The organism is Phytoactinopolyspora halophila (genome assembly GCF_003287285.1).
In the GTDB taxonomy this organism is placed as follows: Bacteria; Actinomycetota; Actinomycetes; order Jiangellales; family Jiangellaceae; genus Phytoactinopolyspora_A; species Phytoactinopolyspora_A halophila.
Window position 1 is genome coordinate 86,104 of the sequence record NZ_QMIG01000020.1, and the last position, 11,327, is coordinate 97,430.

The 11,327-nt window shown below is 64.9% G+C and carries 8 protein-coding genes; 5 read left to right on the forward strand and 3 right to left on the reverse strand.

Annotated features, from left to right (window positions below; genetic code table 11):
- Nucleotides 1–76: 76 nt before the first annotated feature.
- Complete coding sequence (locus DPM12_RS16790) at nt 77–1,255, forward strand: Gfo/Idh/MocA family protein (RefSeq protein ID WP_158542929.1); 1,179 nt, start codon at nt 77–79, stop codon at nt 1,253–1,255.
- Here DPM12_RS16790 and DPM12_RS16795 read toward each other — a convergent pair.
- Both DPM12_RS16795 and DPM12_RS23660 read right to left on the reverse strand, forming a co-directional pair.
- Nucleotides 1,245–2,297, reverse strand: coding sequence for a Gfo/Idh/MocA family protein (locus DPM12_RS16795; protein ID WP_211659067.1), 1,053 nt, complete (start codon nt 2,295–2,297; stop codon nt 1,245–1,247). The two genes, DPM12_RS16790 and DPM12_RS16795, sit on opposite strands and share 11 nt — an antisense overlap.
- Before the next feature lie 163 nt (nt 2,298–2,460).
- Entirely contained in the window at nt 2,461–5,208 is a 2,748-nt protein-coding gene (locus DPM12_RS23660) for a pectate lyase family protein (protein WP_112259493.1), read from the reverse strand.
- A gap of 629 nt (nt 5,209–5,837) precedes the next feature.
- Between DPM12_RS23660 and DPM12_RS16805 the strand changes: the two genes are divergently transcribed.
- The 4 genes from DPM12_RS16805 to DPM12_RS16820 are packed head-to-tail and all read left to right on the forward strand — an operon-like array spanning nt 5,838 to nt 10,063.
- Nucleotides 5,838–6,845 carry a LacI family DNA-binding transcriptional regulator gene (locus tag DPM12_RS16805; RefSeq protein WP_112259494.1) on the forward strand — a complete coding sequence of 336 codons (1,008 nt, stop codon included), beginning with the start codon at nt 5,838–5,840 and terminating at the stop codon, nt 6,843–6,845.
- A gap of 4 nt (nt 6,846–6,849) precedes the next feature.
- Nucleotides 6,850–7,821 carry a carbohydrate ABC transporter permease gene (locus tag DPM12_RS16810; RefSeq protein ID WP_112259495.1) on the forward strand — a complete coding sequence of 324 codons (972 nt, stop codon included), beginning with the start codon at nt 6,850–6,852 and terminating at the stop codon, nt 7,819–7,821.
- Nucleotides 7,808–8,692, forward strand: a complete 885-nt coding sequence (locus DPM12_RS16815) for a carbohydrate ABC transporter permease (RefSeq protein WP_112259496.1) — start codon at nt 7,808–7,810, stop codon at nt 8,690–8,692. The genes DPM12_RS16810 and DPM12_RS16815 overlap by 14 nt, the downstream gene beginning before the upstream one ends.
- Before the next feature lie 21 nt (nt 8,693–8,713).
- Nucleotides 8,714–10,063: an ABC transporter substrate-binding protein gene (locus DPM12_RS16820; RefSeq protein ID WP_112259497.1), complete on the forward strand. Its 1,350-nt coding sequence runs from the start codon at nt 8,714–8,716 to the stop codon at nt 10,061–10,063.
- Between the two features lie 139 nt (nt 10,064–10,202).
- Here DPM12_RS16820 and cydB read toward each other — a convergent pair whose 3' ends face one another.
- Nucleotides 10,203–11,225, reverse strand: a complete 1,023-nt coding sequence (gene cydB, locus DPM12_RS16825) for a cytochrome d ubiquinol oxidase subunit II (protein WP_112259498.1) — start codon at nt 11,223–11,225, stop codon at nt 10,203–10,205.
- Nucleotides 11,226–11,327 lie beyond the last annotated feature (102 nt).

Genomic DNA, 11,327 nt, shown 5'->3' on the forward strand with positions numbered 1-11,327 from the left:
CTTCCGGGCGGCGATGTCAACCGCATCGCATGACTGGCGACGATCCAGCAAGGGTCTCTGTGAGAGAGTTGTGGTCATGGGGTTGGAAACCGCTTTCCCGCAGGCGGCCACGTCGGTGGCATTGATCGGTGTGCAGGGATTCGGCCGTTCGTATCTGCGAATCCTGCACGAGCTCGAGAACACCGGCCAGATCCGGTTCGTCGCCGGCTCCGACCTGATGCCCGAGGCGAGCGGCGAACTCCCGGGGCACGCATCGTTTCATTCCGACCATCGCGAGATGCTCGCCGAACGCGAGCCCGACGTCACGATCGTCGCCACCCCGCCACACACGCACTTCCAGATCGCGCGGGATGCGATCGAGGCGGGAAGCGACGTTCTTCTCGAGAAACCACCCGTGGTGTCGATCGGCCAGCATCTCGACCTGATGGAGCTCTGCCGGCGCCGCGGCCGGATATGTCAGGTCGGCTTCCAGGGCCTGGCCAGTGCGGCCATCCAGCGGCTTCTCGAGGTCGCGGCGGCGGATCGCCTCGGAGAGATCACGGACATCTCGGTGACGGCCCGGTGGATCCGCCTGGACCGCTACTACGAGCGTTCGGCCTGGGCAGGGCGTCGCGAACGGGACGGCGTGGTGGTAGCTGACGGCGTGGCGACCAACCCGCTCGCCCATCCGGTGATGAACGCGTTGCGGATCGCTCAGGCAGAAGATCCGCACGCCCAGCCCGTGCAGCTCGACGTGGAAGCCTACCGGTGCCGCGACATCGCCACCGACGACACTGCCAGCATTCGCCTGCACATGAGTAACGGAAAGCATGTACACGTCGCCGTAACCTTGTGCGCGGAGACGCTGGCCGATCCCCGCGTCATCGTGCGCGGCACCACCACAGATGCCGTCCTCGCCGATACCGCCACCAGCGTGTACGTGGGGGGCATACGGGAGCACGTCCCCGCTGAGCGCGGCCAGCCCCTGCACAATCTGCTCTCGCATCGACGCGACCCGGCACGGGTGACCCTGCTGGCCCCGCTGGGGCAGACCCTTGCCTTCACGGCGTTTCTCGAGGGCATGATGAACTCCGGGCCGCCCCACCGGCTGGCCCCGGAGTTCCTGGACGAGCGCGACGAGGAGGGCAGCCGCCGCGTGATATTGCGGGGTATCGATGCCGTGATCGCCGAGGCCGGGCGGCGGCCCGCCCTGTTCTCCGAAGTAGGAACGCCATGGGCAGTCCCTCCGGTGTCCGTGCCGCTGGCTACGTCGTGATGTGCCCCGCGCTCGCCGTTTCCTCCGCTCTCAGCTGGGCTGCGATGGCAAGCTCCATGGTGGTGAAGTACATCTGCTGAGGGTTGGCCATCTCGGTGCGCTCGCGTATGTCGGCGAGGAGATCCTCGTAGAACGTGACAGGGTGATCCGAACAGTCGACGTAGTGCTCGCCGGTCGCGTCGACGAGAAACAGGTGATTCCCTCCCGGGCGGCCGGCGACGTCGACGTTCTTGCGAAGCTCGATGTAGCCCTCGGTACCGAGAATCACGATCCGGCCGTCGCCCCAACTCGACAACCCGTCCGGTGTGTACCAGTCGACCCTGACGTACCCGTGCGCCTGCGGACTCCGCATGACGAGCTCGCCGAAGTCTTGCAGTTCCGGATCTTGCGGGTTGGCGTAATTGCCCACGTCGGCCGAGACGATCTCAGCCGAGGTGGAGCCGGTGAGGTAGAGGAACTGGTCGATCTGATGCGACGCGAGGTCGGCCAGGATGCCACCACAACGCTCGCGCTCGAAGAACCATGCCGGTCGCGTCGCACGCCGCAGGCGGTGCGGACCCAGGCCGATCATCTGTACGACGGTTCCAATGGCACCCGAGGCAACCAGCGCCCCGGCCTTCGTCGTTGCCGGGCTGGTGAATCGCTCGCCGAAGTACACGGCCCAGATCCGGCCCGTTTCGGCCACGACGCGTCGCAGTTCGGCCACCTGCTCCGGCGTCGTGGCAGCCGGCTTGTCGGCCAGGACGTCCTTGCCTGCGCGCATCGCTTCCCCGGCAATCTTCGCCCGTTCCACGGGGACACCGGCCGTGACGATCAGGTCGACACGAGGGTCGTCGTACAGGCGCCGCGGATCGTTGACCTCTGGAATGTCGGGAAAGTCGCGCCGAAAGGCCACCCGGCGCTCGCTGTCATCGCCACCGGCCACGCCGACGCCATGGCCTCCCGCCTCGCGCAGCCCCCGGACCATGCCATGGGAGTGCGGGTGGTCGACGCCGACGACGCCGAACCGCACGGGCCCGGCGAGTTCGCCTCCGACGGGCACGTCCCCTTCCCTCCTGCCGCGTGATGCGTCGCTCGGCGGCACTGGCTGTGACGACGACGCCGGCCGGCCATGTGCCGCAACACGCTTTCTCGGGCCGCAACACGTCTGTACACGTGTCATGGCCCGAGAAAACATACCAAACATGATCATTCGGTCGGTGCGGCTACGGGTTGATGTCGATCACTCCGATCCCGGCGAACTGCTGCACGAGCTCACGAGCGTCCTCGGCGGTGTGGGCATCGCCCCCGTACTCGTACGGCACCGTGAAGTCCGTGGTGGACTCCAAGTGCCCGTGCGGGGTGTCCACGTAGACGTTGTCCTGCAGGTTCCAGTAGCCCGTTTCAGAGCTGCCGTAGAACCACCCCACCGGACCCTTGGTGAATCCCGTCGTGGGATCGGGCTCACCGCTTCCGACGTTCTCGAAATAGTTCGCCTCGACCAGGACCTGCGCTCCCATCCGCGCGTTGATCGCCGTATCTATCACGTCTTGGAAGTAGTTGTTCAGCATGTGCACCTCGGCATACCGGATCAGCGGGAGCCGTGAGTTCACATTGCGGAACCAGTTGTGGTGGTACGTGATCTTGTCCGGTTTGAGACTCTCGCTGTCCGTGTGCCCGAGCAGCATCGTCTTCCAATGGTCGTGCAGGTAATTCCACGAGACCGTGACGTACTCCGCGTTGCGTTTGATGTCGATCAACCCGTCGTAGTAGTCACTGTCATCGTTCTCTTGCGGTGGCTCGCTGTAGAACTCGTTGTGGTCAATCCACAGGTTGGTGCTGTCGTCGGTGACCTCGATGGCCGTCCCCTCACCCTGGCTGACGTGGTGGAACTCGAGGTTGCGGAAGACCACGTTGTGGGAGCGGCGCACGGTGAAACCCACACCGTCGAACTCGCCCGCGCTGCCGTGCTCGCCGTCGCTGACGCCGAGCAGCGAGACGTTTTGCGAATCGGTGATGTCGAACTTGCTGCGGCCGAACTCGTCCTCGCGGATGGTCATATCGACGTAGACGACCAGACCCTCGTCCTCCGGACCGTAGCGGTGCTCGTGCAGTAGCTGGAACAGCGCCTCGCCGGGCTCGTCGTACTCGCTGTCCGCCCAGTACTCGCTGAGCACCACCTCGTCCACATGCTCATGGCCGAAGCCACCGGTGGTGCCGCCGTTGAGCGACGCATAGCCGATGGGCGTTTCCACCGGTGGGACTTCGGGCATCTCGCCCGTCGTCACCACCACCGTGCCGGACGGTTCTGACGCCACGCCGGCATCGTCCACCGCGACCACGTAGAACTCGTATGTCGTCTCCGCCTCCAGGCCGGTGACCGGGAACGACGTCGCTCCTGTGGTACCCATCAGCCGATCTGGACTGCCGACCTGGAACACCTCGTAGCCGTCGAGTGCGCCGTGGTCCGGACTCGGTTCCCACTCCAGGCCCACGCTGGTGGCGCTGACACTGGTCGCCTCCAGTCCGGAGGCAGGTTCCGGTGTCCTGGTGGACGCCGCGATCACCTCCGAGGGCTGCGAAACGTTGCCGGCGCGGTCCCGCGCCACCGCGTAGAACTCGTAGCTCCCGTCCAGGTGCAGCCCGGTCACCGTCAAAGCCGTGTCCCCGGTGGTGCCCACCAGCTCATCCGGCGAGCCCACCTGATAGATGTCGTACCCGGCCACCTGGTCGTCGTCCGTCGAGGGGTCCCACGCCAGCCCGACGTTGCTGCTACTCGTCGCCGTGACCCGCAGATCCGCGGGCGCGGCCGGTGGCTCGGTGTCTTCCTGGGCCGTCACCACGACGTCGTCGAATTCGGCGGTCGCGTTGAACGTCTTCACGCCGATCCCGCCGGAGGGGAACGCGTCGTCGGTGGCCGTCAGCACGGGCTCGCCGTCGACGTACGCGGTGAGCTCGTCGAACCACATCTCCAAGGCGAGGGTGTACGTCTGCTCGTGCCGGACGTCTAACGACGTGCCCGCCAGCTCCGTGCGGGAGCCGTCATCCAGTCGGTTGATCTCCAACCGGCCGTTGTTGCGTAGCGTGAGGTAGTAGTACGTCTCCGTCCCCTGTACTCGTCCCAGGAGCGCGGTCAGGCTGCTGCTTCCGCTACCAGTGAGCGGCGTCACCTCCGCTTCCGCGGTGATGTTCTGCCAGTCGTCCTCGCCAGCAAACGCCCGCGCGTTGCGGTCGTCCGAGCCCTGCCGGTAGACCTGCTCATCGGTGATCGACCAGCTACCGCCCGACGTGGACCACGCGTCGTCACCGGACGAGAAGTCGTCATGGAAGATCGCGCCATCGGGAGGATCCGGTGGATCCGGCTCACCATTGCCCGGGTCCTCCTCGAGTTCGACCACCTCGACGTGGTCGAAGTCGGCCGAGCCGTTGAACGTCTTCAGCCCGACTTCGCCCGCGATGAACTGGCCGTCCGTCGCGCTCACCAGAGGTTCGCCATCGACGTACCCGGTCAGCTGGTCACCCTCGACGTCGAGCCGCAACGTGTATGATTCGCCGGCGTCGACCGGGAACGACGTTCCTGCAAGCAAGGTCCGAGACCCGTCCTCCAGCTTGTTGATCTCGACGTTGTCGTTGCTGCGCAGGGTGAGGTAGTAGTACGTCTCCTCGTCCTGTACCCGGGCGAGCACGGCCGCCAGCCCGGTGCCATCGAATGCCAGCGGTTCCACCTCGGCACGGACGGACACATCCGTCCACCCGGTTTCACCAGCAAACGCTCGCGCGTTGCGGTGCGTATCCGCCTGGTGATAGATACGTGAACCGGCCGGACCTCGGATCGACCAGTCACCACCCGCCGTCGTCCACTGGCTGTCCCCTGTTTCGAATTCGTCGCTGAGCAGCACCACCGGCTCCGCCGTAGCCGGCATAGCGGTCAAGGCCGCACTCGCGATGAGCGCGAGCCCGGGTACCGCTACCATGCCAGCCGATATTCTGCTTCTCCGCCGTCCTCTTCGCACGAGTTTCTCCTTCCCCTTGTCTGCCCGCGAGGAACGCTTCCCGCGTTCCTCGTCGAGCGGACTCGATGCGACGGCTACAAGCTCGGCACGTCTTGAACCTCACCCCTTCATGGGAAAGCGCTTTCCATCTGTCTCGTCGAAACATGTTCTGGAGCATCCTTTAAAGAAGAAAAGCTAGTGATTGCAAATATTTGCAGTCAATAATCTGAGTTTGCAAAAATTTTGCTGCCTTTACCGGCACAACCCTTCGCCAGCACCTGCACGCCGCGCGCTCGCCTCCCGCAGTCAGAACCAGCGCCGGCCGCATTCCAGCGGTACGACAACGCCCCTGCGCATGATCGTATCTGCAAAGGTTTGCTTAATAGCACACCATGGCTGGACAACACCGTCAAGGGATGCGGGCTTCGTAAAAACCGGCTCCACCAGCAGATATATAGCTATACCAGGACGTTTATTACGTAACGTTCCGGCAACATTACTGAGCTTCACTGCGGTGAAGGATTGACGGATATTACAAAGCCTTGCATAACGGACGATCAACGGTGTGACGTGAGGCACAGCGCCGTTCCATCACACAGAGAGGCCGTGACGTGCGATCCACCATCCGCGACGTTGCCAGGGCATCCGGGGTGCACATCTCCACCGTCTCCCGGACCTTCTCGGCTCCCCACATGGTCAATCCCGAGACCCGCAGCCGTGTCCTCGCCACCGCGGCGAGCCTCGGCTACCGCCCGAACCGGGCCGCACGGGCCCTGATCACCGGGCGAACCGGCAACGTCGGGTTGATCGTGGCCGATATCGCCAACCCCTTCTTTCCTCCCCTCATCAAGGCCGCCGAGAGTCAGGCGCGGGATCGGGACTACAGCATCTTCGTGGCCGAGACGGACGAGGATCCCACCGTCGAGGAGAACCTCGTCCGGGCCCTGGCGAAGCAAGTCGACGGGGTGCTGCTCTGCAGCCCACGCATGAGCAACGACCTGATCGAAAAGTTGTCGAAAGAAGTCCCGCTGGTCCTGATCAACCGGTCGATGCCGAGCTTGCCGTGCGTCCTGATGGATGTCTCACTGGGCGCGCGGCAAGCCGTGGACCACCTGATCGAGCTCGGGCACTCGCGGGTGGCCATCCTGGGCGGTCCGCGTGGCTCCTGGACCAGCCGGGAGATCCGCAAGGCTTCCGTTGCCGCCTGCCGCCAGGCCGGCTTCGAGCCGATCGTGCTCAGCCCGAATCAGCCCACGGTCGACGGTGGCATCGCCATCGCCGAGCGAGTCGTGCAGGAAAGCGCTTCCGCGGTCGTGGCGTACAACGACCTCATGGCCATCGGGGTGATCGAAGGCCTGGATTCCCTCGGCGTCCGCGTGCCCGAGGACGTGAGCGTCATCGGTTTCGACGACAGCACGTTGGCTCGGATCAGCCGCCCCCGGCTGACCACCGTCTCGAACCCCACACTCGCTGCCGGGCGCACGGCCGTGGACATGCTGCTGCAGCTCAGCGACGACCGTCGGGCGACGGGGCAGGTCATGCTCCAGACGGAGCTGATCGTGCGCGCTTCAACCAACCCAGCCACCGGCTCTCACGGCACTCCGGAAGAAGGGAGGTGAGGTCATGCCGAGTACCGGCCGCGCGCCGACCGCCGTCAACGAGCATGCACCGCCCACCCACAGGCCACCACGTCCGCGGCGCAAGAAGAGCATGCTGCAGCGTCGCGAGAACCGCGCCGCGTACCTCTTTCTGGCACCGTGGTTCGTTGGCCTGGCCGTCGTCACCATCGGCCCGATCACCGCATCGCTGGTGCTCTCGTTCACCGACTACAGCTTGCTGGAGTCACCCAACTGGGTCGGCACCGAGAACTACGAACGCATGCTCGGCGACTCGCGGCTGCACAACTCGCTGATCGTCACGTTCGTCTACGTATTCGTCTCGGTCCCGCTGCAGCTGGCCCTGGCATTGGCGCTGGCGCTGGTGCTCGATCGCGGCGTCCGTGGTCTTCCGATCTACCGCTCGGTGTATTACCTGCCGTCGCTGCTGGGCGGGAGCGTCGCCATCGCCATCCTCTGGCGGCTGGTTTTCGGCACCGACGGCCTGATCAACCAGGTACTCGGCATGTTCGGTTTCGAGGATCTCCCCGGCTGGGTCGGCCATCCCGACTACGCACTCGGCACGCTGATCGTGCTGAACGTGTGGACATTCGGATCACCCATGGTGATCTTCCTGGCCGGCCTGCGGCAGATCCCCACCATGTACTACGAGGCCGCTGCCGTCGACGGTGCCGGGCCCCTCAAACGGTTCTTCTCCATCACCATCCCGCTGCTGACTCCGATCATCTTCTTCAATCTCATCCTGCAGCTCATCAACGCTTTCCAGACGTTCAGCCAGGCGTTCATCGTGTCCGGCGGAACCGGCGGACCGGCCGACTCGACCATGTTCTACACGCTCTACCTCTACCTGCGCGGTTTCTCCGCGTTCGACATGGGCTACGCATCGGCGCTGGCCTGGTTCCTGCTGCTGATCATCGCCGGGCTCACGGCCGTGAACTTCATCGCTTCGAAGTATTGGGTGCACTATGGCGACGACTGACCTCACCGCCCAGATTGCCGCGCGCCGTAAGGAACGCCAGCGACGCAGCCGGCCAAGGCGGATCCTCATCCATCTGGGCCTGATCTCCTTCGGCCTGGTGATGCTGTATCCGCTGCTGTGGATGCTCGCCAGCTCGTTCAAACCCACCGAGGTCATCTTCCGCGAGCCCGGCTTGTTGCCCAGCGCGCTGGCACCGGGCAACTACGTCGAGGGGTGGAACGCACTACGCAATCCGTTCCACCACTACATCATCAACTCGACCATCGTGGTGGCCGGATCGGTTGTCGGCAACCTGCTCGCATGCTCGATGGCCGCCTACGCGTTCGCCCGGCTGACGTTCTTCGGCAAGAGGACGTTCTTCGCGATCATGCTCGGCTCGATCATGCTGCCGATCCACGTGGTGATCGTGCCGCAGTACATCCTGTTCTCCAGCCTGGACTGGATCAACACGTTCTATCCCTTGATCGTCCCCAAGTTCCTCGCCGTCGACGCCTTCTTCATCTTCTTGATGGTGCAGTTCATTCGCGGGCTCCCGCGCGAGCTCGACGATTCGGCACGGATCGACGGCTGCGGGCACTTCCGCATCTATTGGAAGATCATCATGCCGCTGTGCACCCCGGCATTGGCCACGACGGCAATCTTCACGTTCATCTGGACCTGGAACGACTTCTTCAGCCAGCTCGTCTTCCTGACCGACCCCGACATGGCCACCGTGCCACTGGCGCTACGCCAGTTCGTCGACTCCCAGGGCCAGACGTCGTGGGGACCGTTGTTCGCGATGTCCGTCATCGCGCTCGGCCCCGTCTTCGGATTCTTCCTCGCCGGCCAGCGCTACCTGGTCCGGGGAATCGCCACAACCGGAATCAAGTGACCCATAGAAAGGAGCTCGACGATGCGACTCCAACGTAACCGGCGCATTACCCCTGTACGCCTGGCCACCGCGTCCGCCGCTCTCGCACTGATACTCAGCGCGTGCGGCGACGACGGGGACGACGAGAGCACTGACGACGCTGCCCAGCAGGCCGCGGGAGACGACGACGGCGACGACTCCGACCCCGAGGAAGTCGAGCTGCGCTTTTCCTGGTGGGGGTCTGACTCGCGACACGAGGAAACCCAGGAAATCATCGACCTGTTCGAGGAGGAACACCCGCACATCTCGATCGTTCCCGACTTCACCGACTGGGGCTCCTACTGGGACCGGCTGGCCACGTCCACCGCAGGTGGCGACGCGCCGGACATCATGACACAGGAAGAGCGCTACATGACCGACTACGCGCTCCGCGACCAGCTACTCGACCTCAACGAGGTCTCGGACGTGCTCGACCTGTCCGAGATCGACGAACTCGCGCTCGGCGGCGGTGAGATCGATGGCGGGCTGTATGCCGTCGCCACCGGCGTCAACGCGTTCACCGTCGTCGCCAACACCCAGGTCTTCGACGATGCCGGTGTGGATTTACCCGACGACACGGCGTGGACCTGGGATGACTTCTACGACATCGTCGGCGAGATCGCCGAGAACAGCGATGCCTACGGCCTGCAGCCGGAAGGGAGCAACGAGGCCGGCCTCAAGGTCTACGCACGCCAGCGCGGGGAGGCCCTGTACGACGCCGACGGCTCCTTCGGATTCTCCCCGCAGACCCTGGCCGGGTTCTGGCAGGGACTGCTCGATGCCGTCGAGGCGGGCCACGCTCCGGACGCCACCGAAGTGATGGAGTTCGAGGGGCCCGACACGTCGCTCGTGGCCACCGATGACGGCGCCATGGGCTTCTGGTGGACCAACCAGCTCGGTGCGCTGGACGGCGTCGCCGAGGGCGAGCTGGAGCTGCTGCGAATGCCCGGCGAGTTTGAGCACCAGCAGCCCGGCATGTACCTGAAGCCCGCGATGTTCTACTCGATCTCCTCGCAGACCGAACACCCCGAGGAGGCGGCGATGTTCGTCGACTTCCTGCTGAACGACGTCCGCGCTGCGGAGATCATGCTCACCGACCGTGGCCTGCCAGCCAACCTCCGGGTACGTGACGAGATCAGTACCCTGCTTCCCGAAACCGAGAAGCAGGTGAGTGACTTCATGGCCGAGATCGCGCCCGACCTGGCCGATCCGCCACCGCCCCCGCCCCACGGTGCGGGTGAGATTCCCGACATCCTTACCCGGATCTGGGAAGAGGTCCTATTCGAGCAGGTGAGCCCGGACGATGGTGCCCAGCAGTTCATCGACGAGGGGTCTGCCGCGATCGGCGGCTGACCAGCAGCTCACACGCTCAATCGGATCTCCTCGCCGGCTCCGCGCCGGCCAGCCCGGAGGAACCTGACCGCGGGTGTGCCGTCCCTCACGTTCTTTCCCGCACGGATGGGCGGCGCACCCGGCCAGCATCAGCCCGACGTCAATGCTGCGACGCGCCAGCCGGGGCGATGTGCTGGATTCCGATCCGACGGCGGAACGTCCAGTACACCCAGCCCTGGTACAGGAGCACGAGCGGAACGAGCGGGACGGCCACCCATGTCATCACGGTCAATGTGTATTCCGTCGACGATGCGCCAGCCACGGTGAGGCTGCCGGATGCGTCGACGGTCGACGGCACGACCTGAGGATAGAGGGAGGCGAAGAGAACGATGCCCACCCCTGCGATGGCGGCGAAGCTCGCGGCGAACGCCCAGCCCTCGCGGCGTCGCGTAATCACCAACCCCGCGGCCAGCAGGCCGAGCGTCACGCCCCCTGTCAGCATGGCGAGCCAGGTGAAGGAGCCGTCACCCCGAAGGCTTACCGTCCACGTGGCGAACCCCCCGGTCACAGCGACGGCCAGCACCGCCACCCGGGCGGCCACAATCCGCGCACGATCCCGGATGTCGCCCACCGTCTTCAGCGCGACGTAGTGGGCGCCGTGCAGCACGGACAGCAGCAGCGTCACGACACCCCCGAGCACCGTGTACGGCGTGATGATGTCGGTCATATCACCGACGAAATCGTGGTTGGAGTCCAGCGGCAGGCCCTGGGCGAAGCCAGCCAGCAAGACTCCCCAGAAGAATGCCGGTCCGGCAGATCCCCAGAAGATGGCGCCATCCCACCACTGCCGCCATCGGTGGGAATCGTGCTTGGCGCGATACTCGAACGCCAGACCGCGCAGGATGAGCAGGACGAGGACGAGGACCAGTGGCAGGTAATAGCTCGACCATGCTGTTGCATACCACTCCGGAAATGCCGCGAAGGTGGCCCCGACAGCGGTGACCATCCAGACCTCGTTGCCGTCCCAGACCGGCCCGATCGTGTTGATCAGGACGCGACGCTCCGTGTCGTCACGGGCAAAGCGCCGGGTCAGCATCCCGACCCCGAAGTCGAAACCTTCGAGGACGAGGTAGCCGATCCACAAGATGGCCACGAGCACGAACCAGAAGGTCGCTAGATCCACGGCATACCTCCTTTCCCCCCACCCCCACCTCCACCCCCATGATCATGAACACTAGATGGCTCCATGGCAGGTTCAATCGGTGCTTGCAATGAGCAGCTGGTT

What these genes read in the sequence shown, in the direction of transcription:
- DPM12_RS16790 (WP_158542929.1), top strand. Translation starts at nt 77, where the DNA reads ATGGGGTTGGAAACCGCTTTCCCGCAGGCGGCCACGTCGGTGGCATTG.
- DPM12_RS23660 (WP_112259493.1), bottom strand. Translation starts at nt 5,208, where the DNA reads ATGGTAGCGGTACCCGGGCTCGCGCTCATCGCGAGTGCGGCCTTGACC.
- DPM12_RS16810 (WP_112259495.1), top strand. Translation starts at nt 6,850, where the DNA reads ATGCCGAGTACCGGCCGCGCGCCGACCGCCGTCAACGAGCATGCACCG.
- DPM12_RS16815 (WP_112259496.1), top strand. Translation starts at nt 7,808, where the DNA reads ATGGCGACGACTGACCTCACCGCCCAGATTGCCGCGCGCCGTAAGGAA.
- DPM12_RS16820 (WP_112259497.1), top strand. Translation starts at nt 8,714, where the DNA reads ATGCGACTCCAACGTAACCGGCGCATTACCCCTGTACGCCTGGCCACC.